Origin of the sequence: Sphaerospermopsis sp. LEGE 08334, from assembly GCF_015207205.1 — a bacterium.
Classification (GTDB): Bacteria; Cyanobacteriota; Cyanobacteriia; order Cyanobacteriales; family Nostocaceae; genus Sphaerospermopsis.
The window spans coordinates 1-15093 of record NZ_JADEXH010000017.1 but is presented as its reverse complement, the minus strand read 5'-3'; the positions used below and the strand labels follow the sequence as shown (position 1 = coordinate 15093).

Sequence of the window (15093 nt, the reverse complement as noted above, 5' to 3'; positions counted from 1 at the left end):
TATAAAAAAGAATATGAGTTTAAGTGAAACCGAACTAAAAGAACATTGTTTAAATATTATTAAATCTGCAAGAATCAGAAATAGAATAGTGATTCTCTGTGAAGGTGTGATTTCGGAAGTACAAGGGAGACGTTCACCGCAATTATACAAGCAAATGGAACAAATGCCAGATGCTAATTTTTATCATGCTTGTGTACCTACATGGTGGAAAGAATATAGACCGCAATTTTTTAATTGTGGAGGTAGAAGTAGTGTCTTAAAGACATATTTTAAAATTCTAGAATTGCATAATGCTAACAGTAGTCAATCATTTTTAAATCCTGATAAACTTTTTGCTATTGTAGATTTAGATATTCAATCAGAAGAAATTAAAGAAGATTACAATTTTCAAAATACAGAAGATATTTTTTATAGTCTTTATCATCAAGGAAATATCAATGAATCTAACACAGACCATCATCGTATTTGGGTTACAGGTTTAATTCATAAAGAGGCATATTTTTTATCCCCTGGTATTCAGGAAGTTTTTGATAATCATTATGTTAGTTATCCGTTATATAAAGAAAATGCTGTGAATTTAGAAAATATTTATCTAGATATGATTAATGATATGACTAATGATAAAGAATTACAAGATCATTGGTCAAGAGTCATTCAGAGAATTAGTTATCTTGCTAATTTGGATGGTGTGGAAATAGATAAATTTCAATATTGCTGGAATCAAGAGTATTGTAATCATCAAAGTTCAGATGATAAGAATAAATTAATCAATGCTTTATTAATGTTGGTGAAATCTAAGGAATATTGGAAACAGATTTTACCTGATGAGAATTGGCCATATTCAGAACATAAATTTAGAGAACAGTTATCTTTAGAAATTGGTAAATTTTATTCAAAACAAGATGGAAATGTTGAAAATCATATTCCTTATTTTTTTAAGACTCTATATAAATTAATTGAAAATTAAAAATGAAAATATTATATTCGGCTTCAGGCGACTTTTGCTATTAGACTGGGAATTAGGTTGTGTTAAATGAAATGCAACCCAACAGATTTATTATTATTGCTTGATGTTGGGTTTTCTCAACCCAACCTACAGACTATAATAGATAAATAACAGATATCCTTAATCAGCATTATGACTACAGTTGCTATTGTACCTACATCAAATGCCAATGGTGAAAAGTCTTACCGTGCGATCGCTGGAGATAAACAGTCTATTGGTAAAACAGCCGGTCAAGCTTTAGATGCGTTAACTCAACAATTAGGTGAAGTTGAATTTCGGGCATTATTAATTATTGATAATTTTCAACCTGATCAATTTTTTACTAGCGCACAACAACAGCGTTTATCTGAACTCATGACTATGTGGAGAAATGCAAGAGATCAAGGAAATTTATTTCCTAAAGAATTACAAATTGAATTGGATAATCTTGTAAATCTTGAACTCAACGCTGCTACCGCTAGAAGTGCATCTTTAGTACAACAATTAAATCAATGAATCCATTTTATCATCTGGTAGCAGATCGCGCCTTTCATCGCTGTGAATATTGTCATGCACCAGAATTAGTATTTAATTTTCCCTTTGAAGTTGAACATATTATTCCTACTTCTCGTGGAGGTGCTAATGTTGAAAGTAATTTAGCCCTTGCTTGTCGTTCTTGTAATCTGCGTAAAGGTTCTCGTCTTAGTGAAATAGATTCTGAATCTAATACGGAAGTACGTCTTTTTCATCCTAGAGAAGATAGATGGGAAAATCATTTTCAAGTTAATTCTGAACCGGGTTTGATTATGGGTATAACACCTATCGGAAGAGTAACTGTCAACTGTTTAGATTTCAATAGTCAATCACAAGTGATAGCAAGGCAATTATGGATTCGTTTGGGATTATTTCCGTGAACTTTATTCCATCTTACAATTATCACCAAACCCGCCTCAGAATGAATTCTTTTGTTATTAGACTGGGAATTAATTCCCAGGCAGTTATATTATGAGACTGAGAATTAATTCCCATGCGGATTATTTTATTATTATTGCTTGATGTTGGGTTTCCTCAACCCAACCTACAAATTGATATAATCAGATAATAACAATTACCCATTGCTAACGGTAAATAATATGGATACGGAAAAACTAACAATACAAATCGAAGAACAGAGAAATTTATTACATACCGATAGACTTGACGTATCCTTCGGTGAAATAATGGGTATGTATGAACGTAAGGAAATAGTTATTAAACCTGCATTTCAAAGATATTTTCGTTGGGATATAGAACAGAGAACACGGTTTATTGAATCTATACTTTTAGGTATTCCTATTCCTCCCATATTTGTAGCTGAAGACAGTGAAGGAGTATGGGAATTAGTGGATGGTTTGCAAAGAATTTCTACTGTACTTTCCTTTTTTGGAGTTTTGAAAAGCGAAGATGAAGGTATTAGGAAGAATAACAATTGGATGTTAACAGCAGGTGAAAAAGTTGAATCTTTGGAAGGATTCACTTATGAAACTATACCCAATAAATTTCGATTAAATTTAAAAAGAGCTAATTGTAGAGTAGAAATTCTTAGAACCAATAGTAATTATGATATGCGGTTTGAACTTTTTAATAGATTGAATACTGGTGGTTCTCCTTTAACTACTCAGGAGATTAGAAATTGTATTTACAGGGATATTTCACCTAAGTTTAATGATTTTCTTAAAGAACTTGCAGCTAATCAAGATTTTCGGACATTAATTGATTTGAGTAATGAGCAGTATGAGCAATTATATGATGAAGAGTTGGCTTTGAGATTTATTTCTCTTTACAAAAATCTCAAAAAAGTTCGCACCAGTATTTCACAACACATGACTAAGTTCATGAAGGATGCGTTAGAAAATCAACATTTTGATTATGAAGGTTACAAAAAAATATTTACTCAAGTTTTTGCATTGCTCCAACCTTTAGGAAGAAAGATTTTTCGTCAGAATGACGGCAATTTTGCCACTGCTCTTTATGATGTTATTACTATTGGTGTTGCAGAAAACTATGATTATTACAAATCTCAACCCTCAAATGTGATCTTAAATAAAATAAACAAGGAAGTGCGTACAGATACAATTTTAATCAAGTTTTCTAGAAGAGGCGGAAATAATCAAAAAGATAGAATTATCAATCGTCTGACAGAAGCAAAGCGAATATTTGGCAACATCAATAAATAATTAATAAGTAATGAGTAATAATATCACTCTTTTAGAACAAGAAATAATGTCAGACATTGAGGAAAGAAGAGAGTTAATGTCATGGTTAAAATTGCTGTGCGCTAGATATGGATTTTCAAATATAGATGAGGAATTATTTCTTTATTATTCCATCCCCATAGTTTATGCTATTTGGGAAGGTTTTATTCAAACTTCTTTGCAAATCTATGTTCGAGAGTTAAATAAGTTAGAACTTACTATTGATCAAGTGTGTGATTCAATAATAATATATCACATTGAATCTACATTTCCCCAATTTAAACAATATCTAGATGCAGATAAATTTAACAAAAAAGTAATTTTTTTTAATAAATTAGGGTTATTTTATAAAACTAATCCGTTGGAAATTAATCCAAATATCAATACAGAAAGCAATGTAGGTTTTCAAGTATTAAATAGAATATTGTCAGATTTTAATTTAGATAAAATTCCAGAATATTCAGAACCTGGATCTGGATATTCATTTAAAGCCGAACTGAGTCAATTTATCAAAATTAGAAATGCAGTTGCTCATGGACAACAAAGTTCTATAGTCGTCAATAGAGAAGATTTAGAAAGAGCAATTAAACTGGTTGATAAACTGATGGATTTAGTGTTTGAGAGAATTAAGACTGGGTTTATCAATAGGTCATATCTTAAATAGTTGTTGGGTTTATTTATAATGAAATGCAACTCAACCCAACACATTTATTATTATTAATTGATGTTGGGTTTCCTTGCTTCAACCCAACCTACAGAATTAATCACAAACCTATCATAAAAATGAAAATATTATAGTCGGCTGAAGCCGACTTTTGCTATTAGACAGGGAATTAATTCCCAGGCTTTAAAAAATATGGTATCATTGAAAATATATGTATAAATATTATTACGTCAACACAAACGAGTTAGAATCATGAAAGTGAAGCTTCGCAACAATGCAAACTCTTCTCGCACTGGTGTAAATCGTTCCAGTAAGTACATAATTATTCATCAGAAAAAGGGAGAAACACTAGAAATGAAAAAAATAGTGCCTACAATCACAAAAAATCATTCTTTTGTTAAGGCGTTCTTAGATTTCCTTGCTAGAGATATCAAGAAAAATCCCAGCAATATTGAACCACTTACAGAAGATATATATCGTCGTGCATCTATTCTTACAGAAGGAATGGAAACTAATCTGGATGAAGAATTACCAGAGGATTTCATGTTTGTATGAATGTTAATGGGTGGACATTAAAAATTCATCCTGCCTTTGGTGAAAAATATAAAAAATTAATTATTCAGGTTGAGGAACTTAAAGAAAAAGATCCTGAAGGATATCAGCAACATCCAGCTACAAAGTTTCTCAACAACATTAATGAGCTTATTTTTAGGAGAATACCTGAAGATCCGAGCGCACCAGAATTTAGGCAAGGTAAAACATTAGGAACAGATAAAAAACATTGGTTTCGAGCTAAATTTAATAGAAGATTTCGTTTATTCTTTCGCTATAGCAGTACAGAAAAAGTCATTATTTATGCTTGGATAAATGATTAAAATACGCTTAGGAAAGAGGGAGCAAAAACAGATCCATACAACATTTTTAGTAAAATGCTTGCAAGTGGTAATCCTCCAGATAGTTGGGATGATCTTTTAAAGGCTTCCGATGATCTAGAATCTGTTTCAGAAGATGTTGATAATGGTTAATTTATAGCTTAAATTACTCTTGTAGGTTGAGTTAAATGAAATGTAACCCAACACATTTATTATACTGAAAATTACTGATTTTAACTAATTAATAACCTAGCAATAATTAAAAGATAGTCATACTATAGTGATTTCTTAACTTCTATTAATTTTAACCTTTTGTTTGAATAAATTTACTTTTTTCTTAATCTTTATATGAAATTTATAAGGAATAATGACTAGCAATCAAAAAATGATCTCTTACTCATTTCAATCACCTCCTTGTGATGAAATTAGAGGTATTTGTTTGCCATGAGTAGAGAAAAATTGATGATCTGCATCACAACAACCAAGAAGAGAGATATAAAGATATGGTTCAGAATGTTCAGTTAATCGGGTTTGCTTCTCTTCCTGCTGATACCTTTGCAGAAGGTCCTGATTCTGGTAATGGAATTTCTGCAAATGGTAGAACTGGTCTATTTCCAGGACAACCAGTCCAAGGTTTTAGCGGTATACAATTTGCAAACGATAATAGTTTCTATTTTCTGTCAGACAATGGTTACGGTAGTAAACAGAATAGTGCAGATTATTTACTGCGAATTTATGAAGTAGATCCAAGCTTTGTAGGAATAGAAAATGGCGATGGTTCTGTTAAAGTTTTAGGCTACATTCAGCTATCTGATCCTGATAATAAAATTCCTTTTAGAATAGTCAATGAAGGAACTAACGAAAGATTATTAACTGGTGCTGATTTAGATGTAGAATCAATAGTAGTTGGTAAAGATGGTAGTTTTTGGATCGGTGATGAATTTGGACCCTATCTCTTACATTTTGATGCCACTGGAAAATTACTAGAAGCACCTATAGAAACTCCGGGAGTGCGATCGCCACAAAAACCATTTAATTCTCTCACAGGTGCTGCACCTTTAGTTCTTGGCCATAGAGGTGCAAGTGGAGACTTACCAGAGCATACTTTAGCAGCTTACGCATTAGCAATTCAACAAGGTGCAGATTTTGTTGAACCCGATTTAGTCATTACTAAAGATGGTGTTCTCATTGCTCGTCATGAGCCTATGCTTGATAATACCACCAACGTTGCTCAAGTTTTTGGTTTAGAGCGCAAATCTACAAAAATGCTGGATGGTGTCGAGGTAACAGCGTATTTTGCAGAAGATTTCACCCTCGCAGAAATTAAACAATTACGTGCGGTTCAACCCCGTCCTTACCGCGATCAAAGTTTTAATGGACTCTATGAAGTTCCTACTTTTCAAGAAGTAATTGAATTAGTTAAACAAGTAGAAGCGGAAACTGGGAAAAAAATTGGCATCTATCCCGAAACTAAACATCCTACCTTCTTTGATAAGCAAAATTTATCATTAGAAGAACCTTTAATTGCCACTTTACAAGCAACTGGTTTTACAGATCCCAGTCGCATTTTTATCCAGTCTTTTGAATTTGCCAACCTCATTGACTTACAAAATAATCTTTTACCTGCTGCGGGTTTAGAAAATCTGCCTTTGGTACAACTTTATGGAGATGTAGAAGCAGGTAATTCTGATTCTGGTGGAGGACCTTTCTCTGTTCCCTACGATATCCTTTATAACTTCAGTAATCCTGCATTTGATGAAGCAGCCGCCCGTGCAACTTACGGTAATTTAGTTGATATCGTTCCCAATTTTGGTAAAGATATTACTGGTGATGGTATACAAGACACCAATTACCAAGATTTAGCTACCAGAGAAGTTTTTGAGTATATTGGTAGTGCTTACGCTGAAGGTGTTGGACCTTGGAAAAATAGCTTTTTATTAAGGCAAAGTATCGCCACTCCTGTAGATGGAAATGGTGATGGTGTAGCAGAAATTAGAACTCAACTCACCGGCGAAGTTCGTCCTTTTATTCAATGGGCGCATGAAGCAGGAATGCAGGTTCACCCCTACACTTTGCGGAATGAAGAACGGTTTTTAACTTTAAATGCTGATGGTACTCCTCAAAGTCCAGAGGATGAATATAGACAATTAATTGAATTAGGGGTAGATGGTTTCTTTACCGATTTTCCTGCAACTGGAAGAATGGTATTAAATGAATATTTACCCAACCTTGCTACTTCCCGTGGCTTTGAAGGGATGGCTTATAGCCCTGATCGGAGTACCCTATATCCTTTATTAGAAGGAACAGTCCAGGGTGATCCAGCTAATTCATTGCGGATCTATGAATTTGATGTAGCTACCAAACAATACAAAGGTTTATTAGGTTATTATCGGACTGAAGTTGCTGGTCATGCGATCGGTGATTTTACTCCCATCAATAGGAATGAATTTTTGGTGATTGAAAGAGATGGTCGTCAAGGTGCAGCGGCTGAGTTTAAGAAAATCTACAAAGTTGATTTATCTAAAAGAGATGCTACCGGCTTTGTAGAAAAGGTAGAAATTGTTGATCTGTTAAATATCCAAGATCCTAACGACCTCAACGGAGATGGTAAAACTACCTTTACTTTCCCATTTGTTACCATTGAAAGTGTGTTAGTTATTAACGAAAATACCATTGTGGTGACAAATGACAATAACTATCCTTTTTCTGTTGGTCGTGGTCCAGATATTGACAACAATGAAGTTATTGTTCTCAAATTAGATCAACCTCTTAACTTAGCTTCAGAATTAGGTGAACCACCACAAGACCTGGTGACAGGTTCAGCGAATGCAGATATCTTAATAGGTGGAATAGACTTTGATGCTATCAGAGATATAGTTTTCACCGGTGCAGGAAACGATGAGGTAGATGTTCCCTTTGCTGGTAGTCGCGCAGGTGATAACCGCATTGCTACAGGTAGCGGTGCTGATACCGTCTTTGTAGGAAATGGCGATCGCTCTTTTGGTGGTAGTGGAAATGATACATTAGACGCTACCGAAGCTACAGGTTATCGTCTCTCCGGTGGTGCTGGTAATGATACCTTCTACCTAGGTGCTAATGGTCGTGCTTTGGGTGGTGACGGTGATGATAAATTCTTCGTTCAAGAAGGTGGAAACAATATCATTTCCGGTGGTGCAGGTGCGGATCAATTTTGGATCGTTAATGGTGATCTACCTACTGCTGCAAATACCATCCTTGACTTTAGCATGGGTACTGATGTTTTAGGTATTGCTGGTCAAGGTGCTGGTTTTGGTTTTGATGACCTGACCTTGAGTGGTAATAGTGTTGCGATCGGTGCAACAACTGTGGCAATTTTGAACGGTGTTAACACCGCAACTTTAACTGCTGCTAACTTCGCTTTTGTATAAAACCAGCAGGTATTAAATAAGATCCTCGACTTTTCCAAGAAGTCGGGGATCTATAGAAACTTTTACAAAAATTTAAAAAATTAACTACTATTTTATATACTCTTTATTCTATCTTAACATCTCTATTAAATTCTAGTCTAAAGAGTTTTAGGTTACACTATGACAAGTTTTAGACTGCAAATTCTCCATGCTTCAGACTTAGAAGGTGGTGTAAATGCGATTTCTGATGCACCTAACTTTGCGGCCATTGTTGATAGCTTAGAAAACTTAGTTGACCATTCCATTACTCTATCTGCGGGAGATAACTACATAGCCGGACCATTTTTTAGTGCCGCAGGAGACATAACTTTCCGCAACAACGGTTTATTCAACGATGTCTATAATCAACTTTTTGGTTTACCTAATGCAAGCATCAGTGATGTCTATGGTAGTTTGCGAGAAGGTAGTGGTAGAGTTGATATTTCTATTATGAATATCATCGGCTTTGATGCTTCTGCCCTTGGTAATCATGAATTTGATTTGGGTTCAGAAGTCATCAGAACAATTATCTCACCAGAATTTCGAGGTGCGGGTTTAGGTGATGATAGATGGGTAGGGACTCAGTTTCCTTACCTATCCGCTAACTTGGATTTTTCCGCAGATAGTAATTTATCTGGTTTATTTACTCCTGATATTCTTCTCAATACTGCATTTAAAACAGATCCCACTGCATCCTTAGCAGGAACAACCACCCCCAAAATTGCCCCAGCGACAATAATTGAAAGAGGTGGTGAACAAATAGGTGTAGTTGGTGCTACTACCCAATTATTAGAAAGTATTTCTTCCCCCACTGGGACAACGGTAAAGGGAATAAACTCCAATGATATGGATGCTTTAGCTGCTATTTTGCAGCCTGTGATCGATCAGTTGCAAAACCAAGGTATTAATAAAATCATTGTAGTTTCCCATCTCCAACAAATTGCTTTAGAACAGGAATTAATTACCAAGTTACGTGGTGTAGATGTAGTTGTTGCCGGTGGTTCTGATACCATTTTGGCTAATGATGATGATATTTTACGTCTGGGAGATGTACCCGCAAATACCTATCCTATTGTGACTACCAATGCGGATGGAGATCCCGCAGTCATTGTTAGCACCGATGGCGAATATTCCTATGTGGGAAGATTAGTAGTAGATTTTAATACTAATGGTATTTTAGTGGATGCTAATGGTAATCCCATAGATGAAGTTAGTGATTTAGATTTAAGTATTAATGGACCAGTTACCACCACAGATGAAAATGTAATTGCTTTGTGGGGTAGTATAGAAACTGCTTTTGCGGAAGGTACAAAAGGTAATCTAGTTAAACAGTTAACTGATGCTGTAGCAGGGTTGGTTGGAGTACAAGATGGTAATGTTTTTGGTCGGACTGAGGTATTTATTGAAGGTCGTCGAGAACAGGTGAGAACCCAAGAAACTACTTTGGGTAATTTATCCGCGGATGCAAACTTGAGCTTTGCTCAAACTATTGATCCGACTGTGCAAGTATCTATTAAAAATGGTGGTGGTATTCGTGCTGCTATTGGTGAGGTAGATCAATTTGGGACTTTGCTTCCTCCCCAAGCAAACCCTATTTCTGGTAAGAAAGCTGGGGAAATTTCCCAATTAGACATTTTAAATAGTTTGCGGTTCAATAATGGTTTATCTTTATTAACTGTAACTGCCGCAGAATTAGAGCAGATTTTAGAATATGGTGTAGCTGCAACTGCTGAAGGTGCTACTCCTGGTCAGTTTCCCCAGGTAGGTGGGATTAAGTTTAGTTTTGATCCGAGTCAACAGGCGATCGCATTTACACGAGACGCAAATGGTATGGTTACTGGTATCCAAACCGATGGAGATCGCATTCGTAGTTTAGCAATCGTCAATCCTGAAAATGACCAAATTCTCGATGTAATTGTCGAAAATGGGCAATTAGTAGGAGACCCAAATCGGCAAATTCGTTTAGTAACCTTAGATTTTCTGGCCAGTGGTGGAGATAATTATCCCTTCCCTGTATTTGGTGAAAATCGTGTTAATTTAACTCAAGCTGCGGATGCACCTAGAACCGGTGTAGCTACCTTTGCTGCGGATGGTTCAGAACAAGATACCCTAGCGGAATTTTTCGCGCAAAATTTCCCCATTGGTGGAAATATAGCTTTCAATATGATAGAAACTTCCCCAGAGGAAGATACCAGAATTCAAAACCTCAATTTTCGAGAAGATACGGTTTTAAACAATGCTGCTCAAACGCTAGTTTTTGCAACTCCCGGTAATGATACATTAATCGGTGGAATAGACTTTGATGCTATCAGAGATATAGTTTTCACCGGTGCAGGAAACGATGAGGTAGATGTTCCCTTTGCTGGTAGTCGCGCTGGTGATAACCGTGTTTTCACAGGTAGCGGTGCAGATATTATTTATGCAGGAAATAGCGATCGCTCTTTTGGTGGTAGTGGTGATGATACATTAGACGCTACCGAAGCTACAGGTTATCGTCTCTCCGGTGGTGCTGGTAATGATACCTTCTACCTGGGTGCTAATGGTCGCGCTTTGGGTGGTGACGGTGATGATAAATTCTTTGTTCAAGAAGGTGGAAACAATATCATTTCCGGTGGTGCAGGTGCGGATCAATTCTGGATCGTTAACGGTGATCTACCTGCTACTGCTAATACCATCCTTGACTTTGCAATGGGTATTGATGTTTTGGGTATTGCTGGTCAAGGTGCTAATTTTGGTTTTGATGATCTGACCTTGAGTGGTAATAGTATTATCATTAATGGAACAACCGTTGCAGTTCTCAATGGTGTTAATACTGCAAATTTAACTGCTGATCACTTCGCATTTGTGTAAAAATTTCGGCAAATAGGAGAGCATGGTTTATTTCACCTCTCCTATCTTTGGAAATTTTAAGTTTCAAATTTGCTATCAACTTGTATTAATATCTAATTTTTTAAACTATTGTTAGTTATCTCTTAACTTAACTGGGATAGCTTTTTGTTTGTAGTCAGGGTTTTAACCCTTGTGCTAAAATTACTATAGGACTTTAGTCCTCACTACCAACTTAGTCGCATTCAAGCAATAATTCTAGAAATAAAAATGACAAATTACATCCGACTTAACCATATTGGTACTGTCAATTTAAGTGGGGCAGAAATTTCTGATTTTGATACCAAAACTCAACGCTTATTCGTAACTGGAGAAGCTGAAGGTAAACCTGTTCTGCAAGTAGTTGATATTTCAGATCCACAGCATCCTACACAAATTAATCAAATTGATCTTTCTAGTTTAGGCGCAGGAATTCAAAGCGTAGCAGTTAGGAAAGGAACAGGAACAGCAAATAGCATTGTTGCTGTCGCTATCTCTGGGAATAATATCACAGATCCGGGTATAGTTGCTTTTTACGATGCCTTTACTCTCACGAAAATTTCCCAAGTGACAGTAGGTGCTTTACCTGACATGATCACCTTCACTCCCGATGGTAGTAAATTACTGGTTGCTAACGAAGGAGAACCCAGCGAAGATTATACTATTGACCCAGAAGGTTCAATTAGTATCATTGATGTTTCGGGAAATATTGCCAGTTTAGATAATAGTAAAGTCACTACTGCAACTTTCACTACATTTAATAGTCAAGAAGCAACATTAAAAGCAGCAGGAGTAAGAATTTTTGGACTTAACGCTACAGTAGCTCAAGATTTAGAACCAGAATATATTGCAGTTTCTCCTGATAGTAAAACGGCTTTTATCACATTACAAGACAATAACGCTATTGCAATTCTGGATATTGCAAGCGGTACTATTACTGATGTTGTACCTCTGGGTTATAAAGACCATAGTTTACCAGGAAATGCTCTAGACGCTAGTGATAGAGATGTTAATGGAACTTCCGCAGGTGGTGGTAAAATTAACATTCAAAACTGGCCTATTTTTGGAATGTACCAACCTGACGGTATTAGCTCCTTTCAAATTAATGGTACAACCTATTATATTACTGCTAATGAAGGAGATGCTCGCATCCGTCCCACAGCAAATAATAGCTTTGGTAATGAAGGGTCAATATTTAATGAAGAAGTCAGGGTTGGTAGTGGTAGTGTCATACTTGATCCAACAGCCTTTCCTAATGCAGCAGAATTAAAAAATAATGCCAATTTAGGTCGTCTCACTATTACTAATAAACTAGGAGATACAGACGGAGACGGAGATTATGATCAGCTTTATACTTTCGGCGCTCGTTCTTTCTCTATATGGGATAGCCAAGGTAAATTAGTCTTTGATAGTGGTGATCAATTAGAGCAAATTACAGCCCAAAAAACTCCTACACTTTTTAATGCTAATAATGGTTCTACCAATGATCGTGATACTCGTTCTGATAATAAAGGTCCAGAACCAGAAAGTGTAGTTGTGGGTGTAATTAATGGTGTACCCTATGGGTTTATTGGGTTAGAACGTGCTGGTGGTGGGGTGATGGTTTATGACCTCAGTAACCCAACAGCACCTCAGTTTGTGCAATATATTAGAACTCCTGGAGATGTCAGTCCTGAAGGTTTAAAATTTATTGCTGCTGAAGATAGTCCCAGTAATAAACCAATGTTGGCAGTATCTCATGAAGTGAGTAATACTGTGACTTTATATGAAATTCTGCCACCACCAACTTTAACTAATTATGAATTTCAAAACCTGCCATTATTAGGAACAACTTCCGCAGGTCAAAATATCTTTTTAGGTGGTTTTTCTGGGTTGTATTTCCAAGGAGTTGCAGCAAACGGTAATCTCAAATTTGTCACCCATACAGACAGAGGTCCTAATGGTGAACCTACAGGACAAAATAGACCGTTTTTGTTACCTGATTTTCAACCAGAAATAGTTAGTTTTGAGTTAAATAAAACTACTGGTGAAATTACAATTACCAAGAGAACTGGGTTATTTAGAGAAGATGGTACTACTCCATTAACTGGACTACCAAATTTACAAGCAGGTGCGGGTGGAACTGCTTACACTGATGAAATTGGTGTTAATTTAGATGGTCAAATTTTACAAAATGATCCCTTTGGTGCAGATTTAGAAGGTATTGTTGTTGCACCTAATGGTGATTTTTGGATGGTAGATGAATACCGTCCAGCAATTTATCATTTTGATGTCAATGGTAAGTTAATTGCTCGTTTTATTCCCCAAGGAACAGCAGCAGCAGTAAGTCAAACTGAAGGAACTTTTGGCACGGAAGTATTACCAGCAGTTTACGCTCAACGTCGCAATAACAGAGGTTTTGAAGCAGTAGCTTTGGAAGGTAATAAGCTTTATGCTTTTATTCAAAGTGCAATTGATAATCCTGATGTTACTAATGATGCAAATTCTAGAAATTCCCGTAATTTGAGAATTTTAGAATTTGATGTAGCTACTCAACAGGTAACTGGTGAATATCTCTATCTACTTGATGATATTACCGGAACTGGTAATGCCAAAACTGATAAAATTGGTGATGCTGTTTCCTTGGGTGGTGGTAAATTTGCTGTGGTCGAAAGAGATGATTTAAGTAATGAAAATTCTAACAAACTCATCTATCAAATTGATTTAGCAGGGGCGACAAATATTAATAATCTGACAGTTACATTCCCTGCTGGTAAGACGACAATTGAACAATTAACTGAGGCAGAATTAACTGCGGCGGGCATTTCTGTAGTTAGTAAAAAACTGATTGTTAATGCTGCTGAGGTAGGTTATACAGGAGTTGAAAAGTTAGAGGGTTTAGCGTTAGTTGATCGCAATACTTTAGCTTTACTGAATGATAATGATTTCAGTGTCGGTGGTACAACAATTCCTATAAAATTAGGGATTTTGGAATTATCAAAGAACCTCGTACCACAATACGCTACTGATGGTAATGATGAACTTTTTGCAGACAATGACGACACTTTAATTGGTGGTTTAGGGAATGATAGCTTATATGCTGAAGGAAGTTCAGGAAATAACTATCTAGAAGGTGGTGAAGATGATGATTTCTTGTTTGTTGTCGAAGGGAATAATAACAAATTAAATGGTGGTGCTGGCAATGATCAATTATTTGTTTCTGAAGGAAATTTTAACCGATTAAATGGTGATGATGGAGATGATAAGCTATATGTAATCGAAGGTAGCTTAAATACTCTCAAAGGTGGGATGGGTAATGATTTCCTCAAAACATCAAGTACCACAGGTAATAACATTTTAGAAGGTGGTGAAGGCGATGATATTCTGATTGGATATTTAGCAAGCGACAAATTATTTGGTGATGCAGGAAATGATTTTCTGTACGCTGGTAAACTAGGTACACAAATGACTGGCGGTGCTGGATTAGACCGCTTTTATTTTGGTAATGGCTCTATCCCTGATGTACCAGCAGAAGTCTTAGACTTCACCCAGGGAGATGATAAAGTTATCATTGCTGGTATTACCCAAGTTCAAGTTTTTGATGATATCAAACTAGAACAAGATGGAAATGATACCATCGTTAAAATCAAAGCACTAATTGATGGCTCTCAGAGAGTATTAGGAATTTTAAGAAATGTCCAAGCCGATACTCTAACAGCAGATGACTTTAATTTTATCGTTCCCGTTTTCTCTATCACTAATGCTTCCGCAATAGAAGGTAATCAAATTACTTTCACAGTTACTCGTACAGGTAACGCTCAAACTAACCAAACAGTAAACGTAGCAACATCCATAGCTGGTGGTGACACAGCAAGTGCAAATGACTTCACTGCAAAAACAGAAACTCTAACATTTGCACAAGGTGAAACAAGCAAGACTTTCACAGTTCAAACAACTCAAGACACCTTATTTGAAGGTGATGAAACTTTTACAGTCAGTTTAAGTAATGCCACTAATGGATCAATTATTAGTTCTACCAATGGTACAGCCAAAGGTACTATTAATGATG

Annotated in this window: 9 protein-coding genes and 1 pseudogene; all 10 read left to right on the top strand. The window is 36.0% G+C overall.

Annotated elements, in window-relative coordinates:
* Positions 1-13 precede the first annotated feature (13 nt).
* On the top strand, positions 14-967 hold the full coding sequence (locus IQ237_RS11315; RefSeq protein WP_194055149.1) for a hypothetical protein: 954 nt from the start codon (positions 14-16) through the stop codon (positions 965-967).
* A gap of 171 nt (positions 968-1138) precedes the next feature.
* Positions 1139-1501, top strand: a complete 363-nt coding sequence (locus tag IQ237_RS11310; protein ID WP_194055147.1) for a hypothetical protein — start codon at positions 1139-1141, stop codon at positions 1499-1501.
* On the top strand, positions 1498-1899 hold the full coding sequence (locus tag IQ237_RS11305; RefSeq protein ID WP_194055146.1) for an HNH endonuclease: 402 nt from the start codon (positions 1498-1500) through the stop codon (positions 1897-1899). Before IQ237_RS11310 ends, IQ237_RS11305 begins: the two co-directional genes overlap by 4 nt.
* A gap of 219 nt (positions 1900-2118) precedes the next feature.
* Positions 2119-3201 (top strand): DUF262 domain-containing protein, encoded by a 1083-nt coding sequence (locus IQ237_RS11300; RefSeq protein ID WP_194055144.1) that lies wholly within the window; start codon positions 2119-2121, stop codon positions 3199-3201.
* Positions 3202-3211: 10 nt separating this feature from the next.
* On the top strand, positions 3212-3883 hold the full coding sequence (locus IQ237_RS11295; RefSeq protein WP_194055142.1) for an MAE_28990/MAE_18760 family HEPN-like nuclease: 672 nt from the start codon (positions 3212-3214) through the stop codon (positions 3881-3883).
* A gap of 252 nt (positions 3884-4135) precedes the next feature.
* On the top strand, positions 4136-4438 hold the full coding sequence (locus IQ237_RS11290) for a type II toxin-antitoxin system PrlF family antitoxin (protein ID WP_194055140.1): 303 nt from the start codon (positions 4136-4138) through the stop codon (positions 4436-4438).
* Positions 4435-4908, top strand: a pseudogene (locus IQ237_RS11285) (type II toxin-antitoxin system YhaV family toxin). Before IQ237_RS11290 ends, IQ237_RS11285 begins: the two are co-directional and overlap by 4 nt.
* 350 nt (positions 4909-5258) lie before the next feature.
* Complete coding sequence (locus tag IQ237_RS11280; RefSeq protein ID WP_194055138.1) at positions 5259-8162, top strand: esterase-like activity of phytase family protein; 2904 nt, start codon at positions 5259-5261, stop codon at positions 8160-8162.
* A gap of 159 nt (positions 8163-8321) precedes the next feature.
* The gene (locus tag IQ237_RS11275) at positions 8322-11030 is read left to right on the top strand and encodes a 5'-nucleotidase C-terminal domain-containing protein (protein WP_194055136.1); all 2709 of its coding nucleotides are present in this window, start codon (positions 8322-8324) and stop codon (positions 11028-11030) included.
* 246 nt (positions 11031-11276) lie between these two features.
* Positions 11277-15093 (top strand): choice-of-anchor I family protein (locus tag IQ237_RS11270; RefSeq protein WP_194055134.1); only part of this gene is annotated, 3817 nt, incomplete at its 3' end.

Bases quoted from the DNA above. Each gene is read 5' to 3' on its own strand.
- IQ237_RS11315 (WP_194055149.1), top strand. From the start codon at position 14: ATGAGTTTAAGTGAAACCGAACTAAAAGAACATTGTTTAAATATTATT.
- IQ237_RS11310 (WP_194055147.1), top strand. From the start codon at position 1,139: ATGACTACAGTTGCTATTGTACCTACATCAAATGCCAATGGTGAAAAG.
- IQ237_RS11305 (WP_194055146.1), top strand. From the start codon at position 1,498: ATGAATCCATTTTATCATCTGGTAGCAGATCGCGCCTTTCATCGCTGT.
- IQ237_RS11300 (WP_194055144.1), top strand. From the start codon at position 2,119: ATGGATACGGAAAAACTAACAATACAAATCGAAGAACAGAGAAATTTA.
- IQ237_RS11295 (WP_194055142.1), top strand. From the start codon at position 3,212: ATGAGTAATAATATCACTCTTTTAGAACAAGAAATAATGTCAGACATT.
- IQ237_RS11290 (WP_194055140.1), top strand. From the start codon at position 4,136: ATGAAAGTGAAGCTTCGCAACAATGCAAACTCTTCTCGCACTGGTGTA.
- IQ237_RS11280 (WP_194055138.1), top strand. From the start codon at position 5,259: ATGGTTCAGAATGTTCAGTTAATCGGGTTTGCTTCTCTTCCTGCTGAT.
- IQ237_RS11275 (WP_194055136.1), top strand. From the start codon at position 8,322: ATGACAAGTTTTAGACTGCAAATTCTCCATGCTTCAGACTTAGAAGGT.